The organism is Stenotrophomonas rhizophila (assembly GCF_000661955.1).
GTDB lineage: Bacteria > Pseudomonadota > Gammaproteobacteria > Xanthomonadales > Xanthomonadaceae > Stenotrophomonas > Stenotrophomonas rhizophila.
Window position 1 is genome coordinate 492,160 of record NZ_CP007597.1, and the last position, 19,655, is coordinate 511,814.

18 protein-coding genes and 2 riboswitches are annotated in these 19,655 nt (G+C 68.6%); of the genes, 11 read left to right on the top strand and 7 right to left on the bottom strand.

The window, feature by feature from the left end; translation table 11 throughout:
• Positions 1–137: 137 nt before the first annotated feature.
• From DX03_RS02040 to DX03_RS02055, 4 genes are all read right to left on the bottom strand, one after another.
• Complete coding sequence (locus tag DX03_RS02040; RefSeq protein ID WP_038685936.1) at positions 138–3,203, bottom strand: efflux RND transporter permease subunit; 3,066 nt, start codon at positions 3,201–3,203, stop codon at positions 138–140.
• The gene (locus DX03_RS02045; protein WP_038685937.1) at positions 3,200–6,307 is read right to left on the bottom strand and encodes an MdtB/MuxB family multidrug efflux RND transporter permease subunit; all 3,108 of its coding nucleotides are present in this window, start codon (positions 6,305–6,307) and stop codon (positions 3,200–3,202) included. Before DX03_RS02045 ends, DX03_RS02040 begins: the two co-directional genes overlap by 4 nt.
• Positions 6,304–7,479 (bottom strand): MdtA/MuxA family multidrug efflux RND transporter periplasmic adaptor subunit, encoded by a 1,176-nt coding sequence (locus DX03_RS02050; RefSeq protein ID WP_038685938.1) that lies wholly within the window; start codon positions 7,477–7,479, stop codon positions 6,304–6,306. The genes DX03_RS02045 and DX03_RS02050 overlap by 4 nt, the downstream gene beginning before the upstream one ends.
• Before the next feature lie 286 nt (positions 7,480–7,765).
• Entirely contained in the window at positions 7,766–8,383 is a 618-nt protein-coding gene (locus DX03_RS02055; protein WP_038685940.1) for a trimeric intracellular cation channel family protein, read from the bottom strand.
• Positions 8,384–8,473: 90 nt separating this feature from the next.
• Positions 8,474–8,565: riboswitch (glycine riboswitch) on the bottom strand.
• An 8-nt stretch (positions 8,566–8,573) separates the two neighbouring features.
• A riboswitch (glycine riboswitch) is annotated at positions 8,574–8,668 on the bottom strand.
• 44 nt (positions 8,669–8,712) lie between these two features.
• Here DX03_RS02055 and DX03_RS02060 point away from each other — a divergent pair.
• The 7 genes from DX03_RS02060 (at position 8,713) to DX03_RS02090 (ending at position 11,995) form a co-directional block, all read left to right on the top strand.
• Positions 8,713–8,976: a GIY-YIG nuclease family protein gene (locus DX03_RS02060; protein ID WP_038685942.1), complete on the top strand. Its 264-nt coding sequence runs from the start codon at positions 8,713–8,715 to the stop codon at positions 8,974–8,976.
• A gap of 84 nt (positions 8,977–9,060) precedes the next feature.
• The gene (locus DX03_RS20345; protein ID WP_051598711.1) at positions 9,061–9,540 is read left to right on the top strand and encodes a hypothetical protein; all 480 of its coding nucleotides are present in this window, start codon (positions 9,061–9,063) and stop codon (positions 9,538–9,540) included.
• Positions 9,541–9,571: 31 nt separating this feature from the next.
• Positions 9,572–10,012: a nuclear transport factor 2 family protein gene (locus DX03_RS02070; RefSeq protein WP_038685944.1), complete on the top strand. Its 441-nt coding sequence runs from the start codon at positions 9,572–9,574 to the stop codon at positions 10,010–10,012.
• A 3-nt stretch (positions 10,013–10,015) separates the two neighbouring features.
• Positions 10,016–10,465 carry a hypothetical protein gene (locus DX03_RS02075; RefSeq protein WP_051598712.1) on the top strand — a complete coding sequence of 150 codons (450 nt, stop codon included), beginning with the start codon at positions 10,016–10,018 and terminating at the stop codon, positions 10,463–10,465.
• Between the two features lie 89 nt (positions 10,466–10,554).
• Positions 10,555–10,878: a DUF2004 domain-containing protein gene (locus DX03_RS02080; protein WP_038685946.1), complete on the top strand. Its 324-nt coding sequence runs from the start codon at positions 10,555–10,557 to the stop codon at positions 10,876–10,878.
• Positions 10,878–11,327 (top strand): hypothetical protein, encoded by a 450-nt coding sequence (locus tag DX03_RS02085; protein WP_038685948.1) that lies wholly within the window; start codon positions 10,878–10,880, stop codon positions 11,325–11,327. Before DX03_RS02080 ends, DX03_RS02085 begins: the two co-directional genes overlap by 1 nt.
• 110 nt (positions 11,328–11,437) lie before the next feature.
• Positions 11,438–11,995 carry a hypothetical protein gene (locus tag DX03_RS02090; RefSeq protein ID WP_185753441.1) on the top strand — a complete coding sequence of 186 codons (558 nt, stop codon included), beginning with the start codon at positions 11,438–11,440 and terminating at the stop codon, positions 11,993–11,995.
• A gap of 13 nt (positions 11,996–12,008) precedes the next feature.
• On the opposite strand, the gene DX03_RS02095 is transcribed toward DX03_RS02090, so the two are convergent.
• Positions 12,009–13,313 carry an NAD(P)/FAD-dependent oxidoreductase gene (locus DX03_RS02095; RefSeq protein ID WP_038685952.1) on the bottom strand — a complete coding sequence of 435 codons (1,305 nt, stop codon included), beginning with the start codon at positions 13,311–13,313 and terminating at the stop codon, positions 12,009–12,011.
• A gap of 162 nt (positions 13,314–13,475) precedes the next feature.
• Between DX03_RS02095 and DX03_RS02100 the strand changes: the two genes are divergently transcribed.
• Positions 13,476–14,237 carry an NYN domain-containing protein gene (locus DX03_RS02100; RefSeq protein WP_038685954.1) on the top strand — a complete coding sequence of 254 codons (762 nt, stop codon included), beginning with the start codon at positions 13,476–13,478 and terminating at the stop codon, positions 14,235–14,237.
• An 18-nt stretch (positions 14,238–14,255) separates the two neighbouring features.
• Here the strand turns inward: DX03_RS02100 and DX03_RS02105 are convergent, their stop codons facing one another.
• The gene (locus DX03_RS02105; RefSeq protein WP_038685955.1) at positions 14,256–14,465 is read right to left on the bottom strand and encodes a hypothetical protein; all 210 of its coding nucleotides are present in this window, start codon (positions 14,463–14,465) and stop codon (positions 14,256–14,258) included.
• A gap of 102 nt (positions 14,466–14,567) precedes the next feature.
• Between DX03_RS02105 and DX03_RS02110 the strand changes: the two genes are divergently transcribed.
• The gene (locus DX03_RS02110) at positions 14,568–15,188 is read left to right on the top strand and encodes a glutathione S-transferase family protein (protein ID WP_038685958.1); all 621 of its coding nucleotides are present in this window, start codon (positions 14,568–14,570) and stop codon (positions 15,186–15,188) included.
• A 209-nt stretch (positions 15,189–15,397) separates the two neighbouring features.
• On the opposite strand, the gene DX03_RS02115 is transcribed toward DX03_RS02110, so the two are convergent.
• The gene (locus DX03_RS02115; RefSeq protein ID WP_038691755.1) at positions 15,398–17,572 is read right to left on the bottom strand and encodes a primosomal protein N'; all 2,175 of its coding nucleotides are present in this window, start codon (positions 17,570–17,572) and stop codon (positions 15,398–15,400) included.
• A 495-nt stretch (positions 17,573–18,067) separates the two neighbouring features.
• On the opposite strand from DX03_RS02115, the gene DX03_RS02120 reads away from it, so the two are divergent.
• On the top strand, positions 18,068–19,072 hold the full coding sequence (locus DX03_RS02120) for a hypothetical protein (RefSeq protein ID WP_038685960.1): 1,005 nt from the start codon (positions 18,068–18,070) through the stop codon (positions 19,070–19,072).
• A complete protein-coding gene (locus DX03_RS02125) occupies positions 19,065–19,643 on the top strand; it encodes a DUF3106 domain-containing protein (RefSeq protein ID WP_038685962.1) in 579 nt (192 codons plus the stop codon). Before DX03_RS02120 ends, DX03_RS02125 begins: the two co-directional genes overlap by 8 nt.
• The last annotated feature ends 12 nt before the right edge of the window (positions 19,644–19,655 follow it).

Below are 19,655 nucleotides of genomic sequence, written 5' to 3' on the forward strand. Positions count from 1 at the left end.
GCGCCAGCTCAAGAGATGCCGCAACGCGGCCACGCTGGCAAGGTAGAGCCACCCCATGGGTGGCTGCACCGTAGGCCATGGCGAAGAACAGCCACCCAAGGGGTGGCTCTAACGGCAGTGGGTCGCCTGCCCGTTGATCACGCGGTGCGCCGCAAGCGCGCCAACGCCAGATAGATCGCCGGCGTCGTATACAACGTCAACCACTGGCTCACCAGCAACCCACCCACGATCGCGATCCCCAGCGGCTGGCGCATCTCCCACCCTTCGCCAGTAGCCAGCATCAACGGCAACGTGCCCAGCAACGCCGCCACGCTAGTCATCAGGATCGGCCGGAAACGCAGCCGCGCCGCCTCGCAGATGGCGTCGTACGACGACAACCCGCGCTCGCGTTCGGCCGACAGCGCGAAGTCGATCATCAGGATGGTGTTCTTCATCACCACGCCTACCAGCAGGAACAATCCCAGCAGCGAGATCAGGTTCAATTCGTTGCCGAACGCCATCAGCGCCAGCAGTGCGCCCACGCCGGCCGAGGGCAAGGTGGACAGGATCGCCAGCGGCTGCACGAAGCTCTCGTACAGCACGCCCAGCACCAGGTACACCGCCAGCATCGCGCCGACGATCAGCCACAGCTGCCGCTCGCGCAGTTTCTCGAAGCCACCGGCCTCGCCACTCAGCTTGGCCTGCACATGGGTGGGCAGCATGATGCCGGCCATGGCGCGGTCCACGGCTTTCACCGCCTGGTCCAGGGTCACGCCGGGTGCGAGCGCGAACTCGATCCAGACCGAGGCGAACTGCTGGCTGTGGTAAATGCGGTCCGGTGCCATGCCGTAGGACCAGCTGGCAATGGAGGACAGCGGCAGGCGCTGACCGTCCTTGCCGATCACGTGGATCTGGTCCAGCGTGGACGGGTCCTGGGTGTAGCGGGGGTCCAGTTCCATCACCACGCGGTACTGGTTGAGCGTGTCGTACAGCGTGGCCACCTGGCGCTGGCTGAAGGCGTTGTTGAGCACCGAGGCGATCATGCGCATGTCCACGCCCAGCCGTGCGGCGGCGTCGCGGTCGATGTCCAGCACCACCTGGCGCATGCCCTCGTCGCCCTTGGATTCCACGTCCACCAGCTCAGGCAGGGCGCGCAGTGCGTCGGCCACCTTGGGGGCCCATTGCCGTAGGGGTTCCAGCTCGCCGGACAGCAGCTGGAACTCGTACTGGCCGCTGTCGCCGCTGCCTTCCAGCTTGATGTCCTGGTCCACCCACAGGAACATGCCGCCGCCGGGAATCTTCGGCATGTTGCTGCGCAGGCGGTCGATCACCTGCTGGCTGGATACCTTGCGCTCGGCCAGCGGCTTCATCTTGATCATGATGAAGGCGTTGTTGACCCCGCTGCGCCCGCCGATGTACCCGATGATGTCGCTGATGGCCGGGTCGGCCAGCAGCAACTTCCGATACGCATCGATCTTGGGCTGCATCACCTGGAACGACAGCCCGTCGTCGCCGCGCGCGAAGCCACGCAGCTGCGCAGTGTCCTGCTTGGGCACGATGCCCTTGGGCACCTGCTGGAACAGCCACACGTTCAGACCGATCACCGCGCCGAACAGCAGCAACGGCACGGCCAGCCAGCGCAGCATCGTCTGCAGGCTGGCCACGTAGCCGCCGCGCAGCCGCTCGAACAACGCCGTGCCGCTCCGCTGCAGCACGTTGCCCGCACCGGGCCGCTCACGGCCCAGCAGACGTGCGCACAGCATCGGGGTCAGGCTCAGCGAGACCAGCAGCGACACGCCCATTGCCGCCACCAGGGTCAGCGAGAACTCGCGGAACAGCTTCTCCACGAAGTCGTCCAGGAACAGGATCGACACGAACACCACCGCCAGTGCGATGTTCATCGACAACAGGGTGGCGCCCACTTCACCGGCACCACGCAGGGCCGCGTCCATCGGCGACGTACCGTTCTCGCGATGGCGGGCGATGTTCTCCAGCACCACGATGGCATCGTCCACCACCAGCACCGCGGCCACGATCAGCGCCATCAGCGACAGCGTGTTGAGCGAGAAGCCGAGCAGCGCGATCACCGCCAGTGCGCCCAGCAGCGACACCGGAATGGCCAGGGTGGGCACCAGCGCGGCGCGCCAGTGACCCAGGAAGGCCAGGACCACCAGCACCACCAGGGCAATGGCCAACAGCAGGGTCAGCTCGGCCTCGTGCAGGGTGGCGCGGATGACCGGCGAGCGGTCCATCACCACCTGCATGTCGATGCTGGCCGGCAGCAGCGCCTGCAGCGTGTCCATCTGCGCGTTGATGGCGTCGACGGTTTCGATGATGTTGGCGTCCGGCTGCCGGCTGACGATCAACAGCACCGCCGGGCGCTGGTTGTGGAAGCCGCTGGCATAGCGGTCTTCCACGCCCTCGCTGACCTGGGCCACGTCGCGCAGGTGCACCGGGCGGCCCTCGCGCATGGCGATGATCAGGTCGCGGTACTCGGCGGCGGTGCGCAGCTGCAGGCTGGCCTCCAGCTGCCATTGCCGGCTCTGGCTGGCCACGGTGCCCAGCGGCTTGAGCGCGTTGGCGGTGCGGATGGCCGCGGCCACGTCATCGAGCGCGATGCGCTGCTGGTTGAGCGCATTGGGGTCCAGCGACACCCGCACCGCCGGCAGCGAACTGCCGCCCACCTGCACTTCGCCTACGCCCGGAATCTGCGCCAGCTTCTGCGCGATCACCGTGGAGGCCACATCGAAGATCTGCCCGGGCGAGAGGCTGTCCGAACTCAGCGCCAGCGCCAGGATCGGTGCCTGCGAGGGATTGACCTTGTTGTACTGGGGCATGCCCGGCATGCCGCTGGGCAGCTGCGCGCGGGCGGCGTTGATCGCTGCCTGCACGTCGCGCGCGGCGCTGTCCACGTCGCGCCCCAGTTCGAACTGCAGCTCGATCTGGGTGGAGCCCTGGGTACTGGCCGAGTCGATCCGGCTCAATCCCGGAATCGTGCCCAGCGCCCGTTCCAGCGGCGTGGCCACGTTGGCCGCCATCGATTCGGGGCTGGCCCCGGGCAGGCTGGCGCTGACGTTGATGGCCGGGTAGTCCACCTGCGGCAGCGGTGCCACCGGCAGCAGCCGCAGACCGAGCAGGCCGGCCAGCACCACCGCCACCGACAGCAGCAGGGTGGCCACCGGATGCTGCACGAACCAGCCGATCGCCCGCGCCAGCGGACTCACGCGTGGGCCTCGGCCGCGTCGTCGGCACGTTCGGCCGGGCGCCGGCGGAAGCGGTCGAAGAACAGGTAGATCACCGGCGTGGTGAACAGAGTGAGCACCTGGCTGACGATCAGCCCGCCCACCATCACCACGCCCAGCGGCTGCCGCAGTTCCGCGCCCGAGCCGCTGGCGAACATCAACGGAATGGCGCCGAACAGCGCGGCCAGGGTGGTCATCAGGATCGGACGGAAGCGCAGCAGCGCGGCCTGGTGGATCGCCTGGTGCGGGCCCAGGCCGAACTCACGCTCGGCCTCCAGCGCGAAGTCGATCATCATGATCGCGTTCTTCTTCACCAGCCCGATCAGCAGCACGATGCCGATCACCGCAATCAGGTCCAGGCTGCGCCCGCTCAGCAGCAGCGCCAGCAGCGCGCCCACCGTGGCCGAGGGCAGGGTGGAGAGGATGGTGATGGGGTGGATGAAACTCTCATACAGCACGCCCAGCACCAGGTACATCACCACCACCGCGGCCAGCACCAGCCACAGCGTGCTCGACAGTGAGGCGCGGAACGCATCGGCCGCGCCCTGCAGGCGCAGCTCCACCCCGGTGGGCAGGCCGATCGCCGAACGCGCGCCTTCAATGGCCTGCACCGCTTCGCCCAGCGACGCGCCGCGTGCCAGGTTGAACGAGAACGTTACCGCCGGGAACTGGCCCACGTGGTTGATCAACAGGTGCGCCGGGCGCTGCTCGATGCGCGCGATGCCATTCAACGGCACCTGTTTGCCCTCCGGCCCGGCCACGTGCAGGCGCGCGATGGCGTCCGGCCCGAAGGCCACGTCCGGGCGCGCTTCCAGCACCACGCGGTACTGATTGGCCTGGGTGAAGATGGTGGAGATCTGGCGCTGGCCGAACGCGTCGTACAGCGCATCGGCCACTGCGTCCACGCTGATGCCCAGGCGCGCGGCGGCCACCCGGTCGATCAGCACGTGTGCCTGCAGGCCCTGGTCCTGCAGGTCGCTGGCCACGTCGGCCAGGGCTGCGGACTGCTGCAGGTGGGCCAGCAACCGGGGCGTCCACTGCGCGAGCTGGTCGCTGTCGGGGCTGGTCAGGGTGAACTGGTACTGGGTGCGGCTGATCCGGTCCTCGATGCCCAGTTCCTGCACCGGCTGCAGGTACAGCGTGATGCCGGGCACGTGCGCCACGCGCTGCTGCAGCCGCGCGATGATCGCCTGCGCGTCGGCATCGCGCTGCGCATGCGGTTTCAGCTCGATCAGCAGCCGGCCACTGTTGAGCGTGGCGTTGTTGCCGTCCACGCCGATGAACGAGGACAGGCTGGCCACGTCCTCATCGTCCAGCAGCGCCGCGGCAAGCGCCTGCTGGCGCTGTGCCATGGCCTGGAACGAGATCGACTGCGGCGCTTCGCTGATGCCCTGGATCAGGCCGGCGTCCTGCACCGGGAAGAAGCCCTTGGGCACCCAGACGTACAGCGCGGCGGTAAGCAGCAGGGTGGCCACGGTGGCGCCCAGCATCAGCGGCTGGCGCTGCAGCACCCAGTGCAGTTGGCGGTCGTAGATCGCCACCACGCGGTCGAACGGGTCGCCCTGCTGCGCCGATTCCTGGCCGTCAGCATCACGGCGGGTGGCATGCCCGGCCTTGAGCAGACGCGCGCACATCATCGGGGTCAACGTCAGCGACACCAGCAGCGAGATGCCGATCGCCACCGCCAGGGTGATCGCGAACTCGTGGAACAGCTTGCCCACCACGTCGGCCATGAACAGCAGCGGGATCAGCACCGCGATCAGCGACAGGGTCAGCGAGATCAGGGTGAAGCCGATCTGCCGGGCGCCCTTCAGTGCCGCCTGCATCGGCGTGGCGCCGCGTTCCAGGTGGCGGGCGATGTTCTCCAGCATCACGATCGCATCGTCGACCACGAAGCCGGTGGCGATGGTGAGCGCCATCAGGGTGAGGTTGTTGAGCGAGAACCCCGCCAGCAGCATCACCCCGAAGGTGCCCACCAGCGACAGCGGCACCGCGATGCTGGGAATGATCGTGGCCGGAATGTTGCGCAGGAACACGAAGGTGACCATCACCACCAGCGCGATGGCGATCAGCAGTTCGTGCTGCACGCCGCGGATGGAGGCGCGGATCGATTCGGTGCGGTCGCTCAGTACCGCCACGTCCACGCCCTTGGGCAGCGACGCCTGCAGCTGCGGCAGCAGCGCCCGCACCTGGTCCACCACGGCGATCACGTTGGCACCGGGCTGGCGCTGGATGTTGATCAGCACCGCCGGCGTGGTGCCCGACCACGCGGCCAGCTGGCGGTTCTCCGCGCCGTCTTCGATCGTGGCCACATCGCCCAGGCGCAGCGGCGCGCCGTCCTTGTAGGCCAGGATCAGTGCCTGGTATTCGGCCACCGAGCGCATCTGGTCGTTGGCATCGAGCATGATCGCGCGGGTGGGGCCGTCGAAGCTGCCCTTGGGCATGTTGACGTTGGCCGCGCCGATCGCGGTGCGGATGCTGGCCATGCTCAGCCCGTTGGCGGCCAGCGCCGACGGATTCACCTGGATGCGCACCGCCGGGCGCTGCCCACCGGCCAGGCTGACCAGGCCCACGCCCGGCAGCTGCGACAGGCGCTGGGCCATGCGCGTATCCACCAGGTCGTGCACCTGCGGCAGCGACAGGCCCTGCGAGGTCACCGCCAGGGTGAGGATCGGGGTGTCGGCCGGGTTGACCTTGCGGTACACCGGCGGCACCGGCAGGTCGTCGGGCAGGAAGCTGTCGGCGGCATTGATGGCCGCCTGCACTTCCTGCTCGGCTACGCCCAGGGCCACCTCCAGCGAAAACTGCAGGGTGATCACCGACGCGCCCCCCGAGCTGGTGGAGGACATCTGCTTCAGCCCGGGAATCTGGCCGAGCTGGCGCTCCAGCGGCGCAGTCACCGCACTGGTGGTCACCCCCGGGCTGGCGCCCGGGTACAGCGTGGTGACCTGGATGATCGGGTAGTCCACCTGCGGCAGCGCCGCCACCGGCAGCAGCCGGTAGGCCAGGATGCCGGACAGCAGCAGCGCCACCATCAGCAGCGTGGTGGCTACCGGGCGCTCGATGAAGGGCCGCGAGAGGTTCATGCGCCGGTCCGCGGCGCGTCCACCTGCGTGCCCGGCGTGGGCACCACCTCCACCGGCGCACCTTCGCGCAGGCCGTCGATGCCTTCCACCACCACCCGCTCGCCGGCCTTGAGGCCTTCGCGCACCGAGACGCGCTCGCCATCAGCCGGGCCCAGCACCACGTTGCGCAGGTGCGAGGTGTTGTCCGGGGCAATCACATACACATAGCTGCCCTTGCTGCCGAACTGCACGGCGGCGTTGGGAATCACCACCGCATCGGCACTGCTGACCTGCAGGCGGATGTTGACGAACTGGTTGGGGAACAGCGCCTCGTCGGCATTGGCGAACTGCGCGCGCAGCTTCAGCGTGCCGGTGGCGGTGTCGATACGGTTGTCCAGGCTGGACAGCACGCCGCTGCCGAGTGCCTGGCGCTCTTCGCGATCCCATGCTTCCACCGTGAGGTCGGGCGCGGCGCGCACGGCGGCCACCACCGCCGGCAGGTCCGGCTCGGGCACGGTGAACAGCACGCTGATCGGTGTGGTCTGGGTGATGGTGGCCAGCGGCTCGGTATCGCCACTGCGCACCAGGTTGCCCACGTCCACGTTGCGCAGGCCCATGCGCCCGGCCACCGGCGCGGTGATGCGGGTGTACTGCAACTGCAAGCGTGCTTCATCCACCGCAGCCTGGTCGGTCTGGCGCCGGCCCTGCAGCTGGCGCACCTTGCTCTGCTGGTCGCTCAGGTCCTGGGCCGACACGAAGTGCTTGGCCTGCAGTTCGCTGTAGCGGTTGAGCTGGGTCTGCGCGTTGTCCAGTTCGGCCAGGTTCTGCTGCTGGGTGCCCAGCGCACGCGCCAACGCCACCTGGTAGGGGCGCGGGTCGATCTCAGCGATCAGGTCGCCGGCCTTGACGTGCTCGCCCTCGCGGAACGACAGCCGCAGCAGTTCGCCGTCCACGCGGCTGCGCAGGCTCACGGTATGCAACGGCGTCACCGTGCCCAGCGCCTTCAGGCGCACCACCAGGTCTTCGCGCACCACCGTGGCCACGCGCACCGGCGTTGCGGTGCTCGCGGGTGCGGCTTCGGCGGCCGGCGCGGGCGACAACACGCGCCAGGCGATCACGGCGGCGGCCAGCACGGCCACGACCAACAGCGGTTTGAACAGACGACGGGAACGCGAGGGGAGCGGGGCAGACATGGGGCATCCTGCGCGTGCGCCACACGGCGAACGCGTCCATGGTTTACCGGCCCGTGGGGGCAGGCGAGGCGAAGTGGGGTTGTCTGGCGGGGCCGCTGGTCGAATGCCGCAGCGTGGCTGGATACCGACCCGGGAGGGGCGGGGGCGTCATGGTACCGCGTGTGGGTGCCTGCACTCACATGCCCTTGGTCATGGGGCGGGGACGGTTGGGTGCTACCGGTGCATTGAACGTGTGTCAGGCCACCCGACCAACGGTCGGGTGCTACCGGTGCATTGAACGTTCCGTTCAATGCACCTCGTCGCGGTAGACGAACTTGGGCATTTCCCATTTGAAGTGGATCGCCAGCAGGCGCAGCAGGAAGCCGCCGCCCAGGCACCACAGCGTGGCCGCGTTGATCGACACGCCCAGCTCCAGCAGGCCCAGGTAGGCCGCACCGGTGAACAGCGTGATCACCGCATACAGTTCCTTCTGGAAGATCAGCGGGACCTCGTTGCACAGCACGTCGCGCAGCACGCCGCCGAAGGCACCGGTCAACATGCCCGAGATCAGCACGATCGGCGCGGCGTGGCCGGCATCGCGCGCCACCGCGCAGCCGATGAGGGTGAAGCAGATCAGCCCCAGCCCATCCAGCACCAGGAAGGTGCGGCGGAAGTGGTGCATCCAGCGCGCCACCCAGGTGGCGATCAACGCCGCGCAGATGGTGAAGCCCAGGTACTCGGGGTGCTTCACCCAGCCCAGCGGGTAGTGGCCCAGCACGATGTCGCGCAGCGAGCCACCGCCCAGCGCGGTGACGCAGGCAATGATGACCACGCCGAACAGGTCCATGCGCCGCCGTCCGGCGGACAGCGCGCCGGTCATGGCTTCGGCGGAAATGGCGATGAGGTAGATCAGGGAGAGCAGCATGGGGGAGGCTCCGGGGACGTCAGGCGGGGACGGAAGCACGCACATCGCACGCCAGCGCGGGGCACTGTCGTGAGGGTGGGATTCCGTTGCCGCTCCCGCTGTCCTTTTGCCTGAGAGTTCGGTGGCCAAGGCCACGTGCCCCTTCGGCGGGTCATTGAAGACCTCTCTCCAGATCGGCGTGCTGGATGCATGGTTGGTGGCGTTCCGAGCCACCGGCCTGAGCGATTATGGGAGCCTGCGCCTTCGGCGGGTGCCAGCGTGGCACCTCTCTCCTGCATCCGGGGCGGATTCTAGCAGCCGCCGGGCGCTCTCCGGTGGATAATCCCGGTATGCCCGCTGAACCCGCCCCCTGGTATGTGTACCTGCTGGAATGCCGCAACGGCAGTTATTACGCCGGCATCAGCAACGACGTGGACGCCCGCTTCCAGGCCCATCTGGCCGGCAGGGGCGCCAAGTACACCCGCGCCCACCCGCCGGTGAAGCTGCTGGCCATGCGCGCCTACCCGGACCGTGCGACCGCCTCCAAGGCCGAATGGCAGCTCAAGCGCCAGCCGCGGGCGCGCAAGCTGGCGTGGCTGCAGGCCACCCCGTAGCGCCGGATCTGCCCGGCTGCGCGTGACGCTGGCTCGCCGTCACGGCGTAGGCCACAATCAGCCGACCACCGGGAGGGAACCAGGATGTTCGATCTCCAACGAAAGCCGCTGACACGGACGCGCACGACGTGGCTCCTGTCGCTCCCCGCGCTGCTGCTGGTTGGCCTGGTGATCGCCGCGCCCGCATCGGCGGCCAGGCCCGTGAACGCACTGCGTCATGGCGACATCGCCCCGGCCGACGCCTTCCGCGCCGCCTACGCCCCCGATGCCATCGCGGCCGCGCGCACGCCGCTCGACCCGGCCAAGGTGCCCGCCAGCCTGCGTGGCCTGGTGCCGCTGGCCGAATACTGGGGCATCGGCGACGACGTCCTCCGCGAGATGATGCAGGAGGGGGAGAGCCCGGCGAAGAAGAAGGCAATGGCCGATGCGGTCACCCCGCACAATGCGGCAATCACGGCCTGGCTGGACGGTCTTCGCACGGCTGAGCCGATGAGCGACGAGGCGGCCGCCTTCATGTACATGCAGCTGGGCCTGACCGAATTGGAGCTGTACCGCGAGGAATGAGCTGCGCCACCTACCCGAGGGAAACCCTGCGATGACCCCGCTTGCCCTGTTGCTCGCCCTTGCCGGCGCTACTACACCTGCCGCCCCCGCCATCGATCCCGCCACGCGTGCCGCGATCGAAGCCACCTGCCTGGACTACGTGGACGGTCAGCTCGAGGGCGATCCGGCCCGCGTGGCACGCTCGCTGCACCCGGACCTGGCCAAACGCGCGATCCTGGGTGACACCCCGGACGAGCGCCTCGGCCTGCGCCGGATGTCGAAGGAAGAGCTGGTGGAGCTCACCCGGCAGGGCGCGTTGAAAACCCCGAAGGCGCAGTGGAACCGCAGCTGCAAGGTGCTCGACGTCACCGGCAACGCCGCCTCGGTGCGATTGGAAACACCGTGGTTCGTGGACTACTTCCACATGGGTCGGTTCGGGGAGCGCTGGGTCATCGTCAATGCGCTGTGGTACAGCAAGCCGAAGGGGGCGTGACACATGAGCACCTCCGCCAAGGCGTGGACGTCTCTGCTGCTGTTGGCTGTTCTGGTGGGTGCGCTACCGGGTGTGCTCTACCTGCTGGGCTTGGCCAGCATTCAGGCGGTGCCGCTGCCGGCAGCAGTGCCGAAAAGTCCCCAGGCGGTGTGCGATGGTGAGCCGCTTGAACCGGTCGCGCGGCTGGACCCCTGGCGCTTCACCGCCGCGCTCTTCATCGCGCCGCTTGGGCAGGATGTATTGGCGCATCGTCAAGCGTCGTGGGTGGCGGCCAGGCATTTGTTGCGCGAGCGACGCGGCGGCATGGTCAGCTGGCACCTTGCCAATGCCGCGTTGACGATCTGGATTACCCGGCACTGGAGCGCAACCCAGATCGCAGCCACCGCGCATGCAGAGCACTATTGTCGGGACCGCATTGCTGTTCCAAATAGCCTGAGAACGCCGCGCGATTGACCGCCCGTGGCATCACCGCGATCATGCCCTGCGCCCCGCGCGTTTCCACAATGCAAGCCCGCATTGCACCCTACAGACAAGGACGCCACATGACCGATACAACCGCACAACGACAGGCGCAGGCACTGGCCGCCATCCAGCAGGCCGTGGGCACCGAAGCCGGCGAAGACGGCGTGGATCTGTTCGCTGACCATCACCGCGACGCGCTGCCGGCCAGCTATTGGCAGCAGCACCTCGGCGATGTTGCGCCGACGTCGGCCGCCATCATCGGCCTGCTGGAATTCAAGTCGGCCTGGGGCGAAAACGAGAGCGAGTATTTCGATTTCACCCTGCCGGGCGACGTCACCAACTACGTGGTGTCGGTGCACTTCGATGAAGCCGGCGAGGTCGACACGATCGCGATGGAAAGCTGATGGGCCTGTTCTCGCGCCTGTTCCGCGGCCCCGAATTCCTCGAGCACCCTCAACTGGGCCGGCTTGAACTGCTGACCGGTTCCAATGACAGCCACCATTGGATACAGGCGCCCGAAGAGGAGGAGGACGGGGTCGTACTGGCCAGTTTCCAGGTCATCGGCAAGGCGCCCCCCAGTGAGGCGCAGATCGCGTTCCTGCGCCGGCTCATCGACGAGCCAACGTGGATACTGGACGATGTGCAGGCGGTGATCGGTCCGGCCTATGCGCAGTACTTCGGAGAACCCTTGCCCCGTGCGTGGCCGCTGGTGATGCAGCTTTGCTCGGTGAGCGTGCCGCTGGACGCCGACCCCGGCAACCCATGGGACATCCAGCTGGTATCGGAACAGGGGCCGATCTTCACCGTGGCGTTCTGCAATGGGGTGGCCGAGCTGGGGAGCATCGATTCCTGAGTGACGCTGCGTGCAGGCAACATCCTGGCGCAGCCAGCGGTGGCTCACCGTCGCTTCGCCGCCACACCATGCGTGTGGCAATCCAATGACGACGCGCCAGGGAGGCGGGAGTGGGAACAGCGAGATTCTATAAAGAAATGGGCGCAGTGATGCGCGACGGCGACGAACATGACCACGCCCAGCGCATGCAGATGGCTTACGAGGCCGTCAGGGACGCCTGGTTGGCAAGCAAGGAATACACCGCGCTGGTGAAAGCAATCCTGGGCAACTGGACCAGCGGCAACTGCGTGCCGTACATGCAGCCACTGACGGCGGCGCTGGTCGGCGACGGTGAGCACACCCTGCACCGCACGCTGTGGGCACGTACCATCCAGCGCCAGGTGGAGGGCTTCTTCCGTGAATACGCAGCCCTACGCGGTTCGCGCATCAGCGTGGACGCGCTTCTGGCAGCGGACACGAGTGGCTTCGACGAACACGACGTGAACGGCCGTTTCGACGCGCCCAAGGCCTGCGCCTTCCTGCTGCAGCGTCTGTTCGACAGCCTGGCGATCTGGCGCGGGGAGCTGGTTGACGCGGGCATGCCGTGTACGGAACCGGACGCCATCGCCGCCAGCCTGCGCCGCCTTCGCAAGCCGCCCATCTCCGTTTCCCGTCTGCCGGCGGGGTGAGCATCGGCCAGGGTCAGGGCGGCGGCGAGGTGTCGCTGGGCAGCTTCGGCCTGCGGTCCTCACGGTCATCCCCGAAGATGATCCGCGCACTGCGCTGGTAGCTCCAATACGCCACCGCCCAGTTGAGCAGCACCACGATGCGGTTGCGGAAGCCGATCAGGAAGAACACGTGCGCGGCCAGCCAGAACCACCAGGCCAGCACGCCGGACAACTGCAGCTTGCCCAGGTGCACGATGGCCGCCATGCGCCCGATCGTGGCCAGGTTGCCGAAGTCCTGGTACTTGAACGCGACCGGCGCCGGTTTGTCGTCCAACCGCGCGCGGATGATCGCCGCCACATGCTTGCCCATCTGCTTGGCCGCCGGTGCCACGCCGGGCACCGGCCGGCCGTCGGCCTGGCTGAGCGCGGCCAGGTCGCCGGCAACGAAGATCTCCGGGTGGCCTTCGATGGTCAGGTCGGGCTGTACCGGCACGCGGCCGGCGCGGTCCAGCGGCACCTCGAGCGTGCGTGCCAGCGGCGAGGCGGCCACGCCGGCGGCCCACACCACGGTGCGCGCCGGCACGAACTGGTTGCCCAGCTGGAAGCCGTCGCCGTTGATGTCACTGACCGGCGTACCGGTGAGCACTTCCACGCCCAGTTTTTCCAGCTGGCGGCGCGCCTTCAACGACAGCACCTCGGGGAAGGTCGACAGCACGCGCGGGCCGGCTTCCACCAGGCGCACCTTGGCGCTGGCCGGGTCGATGTGGCGGAATTCGTTGCGCAGCGTGTGCCGGGCGATCTCGGCCAGGGTGCCGGCCAGTTCCACCCCGGTGGGGCCGCCACCGACCACCGCAAAGCTGAGCCAGGCGGCCTTGCGGGCCGGATCGGGCTCGGCCTCGGCGCGCTCGAAGGCGAGCAGCAGCTTGCGGCGGAGTGCGATGGCATCGTCCAGGGTCTTCAGCCCGGGCGCATCGGCGGCCCATTCGTCGTGGCCGAAGTAGGCGTGGGTGGCGCCCGTGCACAGCATCAGCGTGTCATAGCCCAGCGCGCTGCCATCGGCGAGGGTGATCTGCCGGGCCTGCTTGTCGATCGAGGTCACTTCGCCCAGGCGCACTTCCACGTTGCGTTGGTCGCCCAGGATGTGGCGCAGGGGCGCGGCGATATCCGGTGCCGACAGCCCGGCGGTGGCCACCTGGTACAGCAGCGGCTGGAACAGATGGTGGTTGCGACGGTCTACCAGGGTGATGCGCACGCGCGCGCTGGCCAATGCCCGGGTGGCCCAGAGGCCGGCGAAGCCTCCACCGATGATCACCAGGTGGGGCAGGGTATCGCGGGTCATGCAGGGACTCCTTGGCGGGGGCCGGCCGTCCGGCCCATGGGTTCATGGTCGACGCGGCATATCGTCGCACGTGAAGCACGATGTTCACGCGGATGACAGATACTGGGTTCAGGGGCCGTCGCGCTGGCGCATGGCCGTGGTCGCATCGCTGTGGAGGCTGACATGACCGAACCGGAAAAGCGCATCGCCCTGCTGATCGATGCCGACAACGCGCCGTCGTCGAAGATCGACGTGGTGCTGGCCGAGGTGGCGCGCTATGGCGTGGCCAACGTGCGCCGTGCCTATGGCAACTGGAAGAGCCCGGCGCTGAAAGGCTGGGAATCGGTGCTGCATGCCTACGCGATCCGCCCGATCCAGCAGTTCGCCTACAGCCGGGGCAAGAACGCCTCGGACATGGCCATGGTCATCGATGGCATGGACCTGCTGTACGCACGCAACCTGGATGGGTTTGCGATCGTATCCAGCGATGCCGACTTCACCCCGCTGGTGATGCGCCTGCTTACCGACGGGGTCAAGGTGTACGGATTCGGAGAGAAGAAAACCCCCGAGCCCTTCGTCAATGCCTGCTCCAAGTTCACCTACCTGGAAGCGCTGGGACAGGACCTGGCCGCCGACCCCGAGGTGGAGCACGGCAACGAGGAAACCCGGCCGCGCAAGAGTGGCCCCGAGCTGCGCAGCGACACCCGTCTGGTGCAGATGCTGCGCAGCGCGGTGGCCTCGGCCGAAGCCGACGATGGCTGGTCGCACCTGGGCCCGGTGGGCAGCCAGATCGGCAACCAGGCTTCGTTCGATTCGCGCAACTACGGCTACGGCAAGCTCAGTGAACTGCTGGCCGCCACCGGCTTGTTCGAGATGAAGAAGGACGGCAAATCCACCTACGTGCGCGCGCTGCCGAAGAAGGGCGCGGCCAAGGCGGCCAAGTGATGCCGGGCGAGGTGCCGGTCAGTGCGTGGCGTGCACCACTGACAGCGTGCGCGCGTCGGACTGCTGGTAGCCGTCGATGACGCCGCGGCCAAAATCCTGCAGCGTGCCGAACGACATCAGCACCAGCGCGGCGGCCAGCATCAGGTTGCGATGATGACGGCGGTAGCCCACGACCAGCAGCACGATACCCAGGCACAACAGACTGATTTCGAGGATCTGCGCAAACATTGCATTTCGTCCATGAGGTGACGGCCACGCCGCCGACCGGCGTATCGTAGCGCCACTGCGCGGTGCTGTGGCACCGCTTCTGTCCGAACCGGGAAACCAACCATGCTGAAGATCTGGGGCCGCCACAATTCGAGCAACGTGCGCAAAGTCCTCTGGTGTGCCGAGGAAATCGCCGTGCCCTACGAGTCGATCCAGGTCGGCGGTGCGTTTGGCGGCACCCAGTCGCCGGAGTACCGGGCGATGAATCCCAACGGCCTGGTCCCGTTGATCGAAGACCATGGCCTGCCGCTGTGGGAATCCAACACCATCGTGCGTTACCTGGCCGCGCGCTATGCGCTGGGCACGCTGTACCCCGAAGACGTGGTGGCGCGCGCGCAGTCGGAGAAGTGGATGGACTGGACCACCTCCGCCTTCTCCGGCGTATTCCGCGACCTGTTCTGGGGCACCCTGCGTACCGCCCCGGCCGACCGCGATGAAGCGCGCATCGCTACCGCGCTGGTGCGCTCGGGCGACCTGCTGGCCATGGCTGACGACGCGTTGTCGCGGCAGCCGTGGCTGTCCGGCGATGACTTCGCCATGGGCGATATCCCGCTGGGCGCCTTCATCTATGCCTGGTTCGAAATGCCGATCCAGCGCCCGCAGTTGCCGCACCTGGCGGCCTGGTACGAGCGCCTCAAGCAGCGCCCGGCGTACCAGCGCGGCGTCATGACCGCGTTGACCTGACGCACCATGCCGACCAGCGGTCGGCGGCGGTAAGTGGTAGGTGCGGACCGTTGGTCCGCACGTGGCCCGCGCATGCGATGCAACGAAGGCGGACACGGCGCACCGACCCGGTCGGAGGCGGTACGTGATAGGTGTGGACCGTTGGTCCGCACATGGCCGTCGCATGCGCGATGGCGAACGCGCCGTGCCCACCAGCGGTCGGCACCTACCTAGTAGAGATCCGTCGGATCCACATCCAGCGACCAGCGCACCTTGCGTGCCTGCGGCAGCGCGTGGATCTGCGGGGTGATCAGGTCCAGTACGCCGTGCAGCGGTCGGCGTGCGGGCGCTGACAACAACAGCTGCGTGCGCTGGTACCCGGCGCGGCGCGGCATGGGGGCCGGCATCGGGCCGTAACGCTCCACCGCGGCATCGTCGGGAATCAACCCGCGCACCGCGCTGAGCATCGCGTTGGCATGCTCCACCTGCTGCGACTCGGCGCGCAGCAGCGCCAGGTGCGCGAACGGCGGAAAGCCGGCCGCTTCGCGCTGCTGCAACTCCGCTTCGGCAAAGGCGTGGTAGCCACCATTGACCAGCGTTTCCAACAACGGGTGCCCGGGGTGGTGGGTCTGCAGCCATACCTCGCCCGGATCGGTGGCGCGCCCGGCGCGCCCGGCCACCTGGATCAACTGCTGGGCCAGCTTCTCGCTGGCGCGGAAATCGGCCGAAAACAGGCCCTCATCGATACCCACCACCACCACCAGCGTCAGCTTGGGCAGGTCGTGGCCCTTGGCCAATATCTGCGTGCCCACCAGGATCCCGGCGCGGTCGCCCAGCGCCGCCAGTTGGGTTTCCAGCGCGTCGCGGCGGCTGGTGGTGCCGCGGTCGATGCGGATCACCGGGTAATCGGCGAAGGCCTCGACCAGATGTTCTTCCAGGCGCTCGGTGCCAATGCCCTGCGGCTGCAGCGCCAGGCTGCCGCAATCGGGGCAGGCCAACGGCGCGGACTGGCGCGCGCCGCAGTGGTGGCACTGCAGGCGCCGGCCGCCGGCGTGCACCGTCATCGGCGCGTCGCAGCGCTGGCACGGCGCGGTCCAGCCACAGTCGTGGCACAGCAGCACCGGCGCATAGCCGCGGCGGTTCTTGAACACCAGCACCTGGTGGCCGGCCTGCAGGTGCTCGGCAATGCCCTGCAGCACCTCCGGCGACAGCCCATCACGCAGCGGCCGCTTGCGCACGTCCAGCACGCGCACCCGCGGCGGGCGCGCATCGCCGGCGCGTACCTTCAGGCGCAGGTGGGTGTAGCGGCCGGCCTGCGCGTTGTGCAGCGATTCCAGCGACGGCGTGGCGCTGCCCAGCACCACCGGCACATCCAGCGCCTTGGCCCGCACCAAGGCGAAATCGCGCGCGTGGTAGCGGATGCCATCCTGCTGCTTGTAGCTGCCGTCGTGTTCTTCATCCACCACGATCAGCCCGGCGTTGGGCAACGGGGTGAAGATCGCCGAGCGCGTACCCACGATCACCTGCGCCTCGCCGCGTGTGGCCGCGGCCCACACGCGTGCGCGTTCGTTGTCGTTCAATCCGGAATGCAGCACGTGTACCGGAATGCCCAGGCGGGTGCGGAAGCGCGACAGGGTCTGCGGGGTCAGGCCGATTTCCGGCACCAGCACCAGCGCCTGTCGGCCGCGTGCCAGGCAGTCCACGATCGCCTGCAGGTACACCTCGGTCTTGCCGCTGCCGGTCACCCCGTCCAGCAGATAGGCGCCGAAGCCACGGGCACCGGTGATCGCCGCAATCGCGGCTGCCTGCTCGGGGTTGGGCGGCGGTCCGTCGCTGGCCTGCGCAACGGGCACCTGATGGTCCAGTGCGATTCGTTCGACCACGCCGCGCTTGGCCAGGGCACGGGCCGCGCTGCGCCAGTCCTCCATGCGGGCGTCCAGCACGTCTTCATCCACCACGCCCTCGGCCAGCAGCGCGCCCAACCGCTGCGGCCGGGTGCCGGCACGCAGGCGCGCGCGCTGCGCGTGGCCGTCGGCGGTCAGCTGCCAGCCCCAGCGGTGGGTGGCGGGCACCGCCTCGCCACGCCGCAGCGGTGCCGGCAGGGCGGTGCTGACCACCTCGCCGAGCGGGGCATGGGTGTAGCGCGCCAGCCACTGCAACGAGGTCCACACCTCGCCGCCCAGCAGCGGTTCGGCATCGATCCAGTCCAGCGTGGTGCGCAGCGTGCCGCCATCGGCCACCACGCCGATGCCCGCGACTACCCCGACCAGCTCGCGCGAACCGAACGGCACCCGCACCCGGCGCCCGACCATGCCGGCATGCGGCGGCTCGCCCGGCGGCGGGGCGTAATCGAACCACTGGGGCAGGGGCAGTGGCAGCGCAACCTGCACGGTCGGCGCATTCAGCTGGGGCGCGGGGCCACGGGTCAGCGACAGGATGGGGGCCGGATCGGAACTGGGCATCGCAGCAGTGTAGCGGCCCGCCCACGCCTCGGCAGCGACCATGAACACGCGTGCGGATCTCTCTGCGCGAATCTAAATAGCGGCTAAATATCTGTCCTGTCGAGAGATTCAGGCTTATCCACATCTTCTGTGGATAAGTCTGTGTGCCACTCTTGATCTCCGGGCCGTGCGTCAGGAAGTTCCGACCTCTCCCTCAACTTGGTCAAAAAATAGCCACACAACAATATTCATTTAATTCAACAAGATAGCTGTGAAACAAAGCTGAAACATGCATCTCATAGCTATCACACCCTGTTGTACCCGGGTTTTCCTTGATGCTGTGCACAACCTGCGCCCATGAGAGCGGCAATCTGGCTGCCCCGTCTTCACACGCTGCCCATATCGGCACGCCGGATCGGCCGCGCAATCGCTATCATTTCCGCAAATGATGGAGTTGCTATGACGGCTGCGACGGCCCCCCTTTCTTCTACCGCAGCCGGCGCGCTGTCGGCGTTCCTGCGCGGCGTTGAACGCCGTGCCCTGGTGGTGGCCGAGCTGCAGTGCGGTGACCCGGCCGTGGCCGAACAGGCCCTGGTGGCCGTGATGCGGGCGTTCGCCGGTATCGCCAGCGACGTGCCGATGGCGCAATGGCCCGACCGTTTCTGGATCCTGCTGGCCCACCGCACCCCCATCCGCATGCCGGCCGAGGGCGGGCGCTGGGAGGCAGGGCTTGGCCACCTGCAGGCCCTGCCGCCGCCAGCACGGCTTGCGCTGCTGCTGCGCATCGGCGGTGGGCTGGACGAAGCGGCTGCCGCGCAGATCCTCGACCTGCCCGTGGCCGACTACCAGCAGGCACTGGCCGACGCCTGCCCGCGCGATGCGCACGGCCATCCTGATGCGGCCGGCTGGCGCGCGTTGGCCGAACAGGTGCAGCAGCGCCTGCGCGACCTGCCGCTGTCACGCCTGCAGAAGCTGCAGCAGCCGGTGGCCGCGCCGCCCCCAGCCAACCACGATGCCGCCTCCTGGCGCACCCCGCACAAGGCCGACGCCACGCCGGCCCGTGCCCGTGCGCGCCGCAAGGGCGGGCGCCGGCTCCCCTGGAAGGGGCTGTTGATCGTGGCGGTCACCGCCGGCGTACTGCTGGGCGGGGCAGCCTGGTGGAAACATGCCCGCACCGCGACCGACCCGGCCGCCAGCGCACCCGACGGCGCCGTTGCAGACACCGGCCCGGTGCAGGTGGAAGCCCTGCCGGCCGACGACGTGCCCGTGACCGCGCCGGCCGACCCGGCCCATGCCGCCACCGACGCGGCCATGCTGGCCGACCCGGACCTGCCGCTGGCGCGCGATGCCGACCTGTATGCCTGGTCGGCCGCTGGCGGCCCGGTGCCGGTGGATGAATCACAGCCGCAGCCCAGCCGCCCGGAAGCGGCGGCGGCCGGGTTGGAGACCAGCACCGATGAATAAACTCCTCCTGCGCGTGGCGCTGCTGCTGGCCTTGCCCGCGTTGGCCAACGCCGCCTCGCAACCGCTGCCGTTGCCCGACCGCGACACGGCGGCGCCGGCCGTCGCCACGCCAGCCACCGCGGCGGCCATTCCGACCACCCGCGCCGCGCTCGACCCGGCCCAGCTGCAGGAGCTGCGCCGTCGCTACGCCGCCTGGCAGGGCCTGCCGGCGGCGGAGCGGGCGCGCATCCGCGATGCCGCGCAGCGCATGGCCGCCTTGCCACCGGCCCAGCAACAGGCGTTGCGCGCGCGTTTCGACGCGCAGGACCAGCGCTTCCGCGACGGCTGGCTGCTGGGACCGCAACTGGGCCAGGCCTTCCCCAAGCTGCAGGGATTGTTCGGCTACCTGCCGGCCGAGCAGCGCGAACCGGCGTTGGCCATCCTGCGCCAGCTCAGCCTGGACCAGCTGGCCCAGCTCAGCCTGGTGGCCCAGCGCACGCCGCCGCAGGAGCGCGACCAGGTCCGCAGCCAGTTCCTCGCGCTCGCCCCCGGCGCCCGCGACGCGTGGTTGAAGCAGAACGTCGGGCATTGAGCGCATTCCCGC

Coding starts and splice junctions, on each gene's coding strand:
- DX03_RS20345 (WP_051598711.1), top strand. CDS start 9,061: ATGTTCGATCTCCAACGAAAGCCGCTGACACGGACGCGCACGACGTGG.
- DX03_RS02080 (WP_038685946.1), top strand. CDS start 10,555: ATGACCGATACAACCGCACAACGACAGGCGCAGGCACTGGCCGCCATC.
- DX03_RS02055 (WP_038685940.1), bottom strand. CDS start 8,383: ATGCTGCTCTCCCTGATCTACCTCATCGCCATTTCCGCCGAAGCCATG.
- DX03_RS02095 (WP_038685952.1), bottom strand. CDS start 13,313: ATGACCCGCGATACCCTGCCCCACCTGGTGATCATCGGTGGAGGCTTC.
- DX03_RS02120 (WP_038685960.1), top strand. CDS start 18,068: ATGACGGCTGCGACGGCCCCCCTTTCTTCTACCGCAGCCGGCGCGCTG.
- DX03_RS02085 (WP_038685948.1), top strand. CDS start 10,878: ATGGGCCTGTTCTCGCGCCTGTTCCGCGGCCCCGAATTCCTCGAGCAC.
- DX03_RS02075 (WP_051598712.1), top strand. CDS start 10,016: ATGAGCACCTCCGCCAAGGCGTGGACGTCTCTGCTGCTGTTGGCTGTT.
- DX03_RS02105 (WP_038685955.1), bottom strand. CDS start 14,465: ATGTTTGCGCAGATCCTCGAAATCAGTCTGTTGTGCCTGGGTATCGTG.
- DX03_RS02110 (WP_038685958.1), top strand. CDS start 14,568: ATGCTGAAGATCTGGGGCCGCCACAATTCGAGCAACGTGCGCAAAGTC.
- DX03_RS02125 (WP_038685962.1), top strand. CDS start 19,065: ATGAATAAACTCCTCCTGCGCGTGGCGCTGCTGCTGGCCTTGCCCGCG.
- DX03_RS02070 (WP_038685944.1), top strand. CDS start 9,572: ATGACCCCGCTTGCCCTGTTGCTCGCCCTTGCCGGCGCTACTACACCT.
- DX03_RS02050 (WP_038685938.1), bottom strand. CDS start 7,479: ATGTCTGCCCCGCTCCCCTCGCGTTCCCGTCGTCTGTTCAAACCGCTG.
- DX03_RS02100 (WP_038685954.1), top strand. CDS start 13,476: ATGACCGAACCGGAAAAGCGCATCGCCCTGCTGATCGATGCCGACAAC.
- DX03_RS02060 (WP_038685942.1), top strand. CDS start 8,713: ATGCCCGCTGAACCCGCCCCCTGGTATGTGTACCTGCTGGAATGCCGC.
- DX03_RS02045 (WP_038685937.1), bottom strand. CDS start 6,307: ATGAACCTCTCGCGGCCCTTCATCGAGCGCCCGGTAGCCACCACGCTG.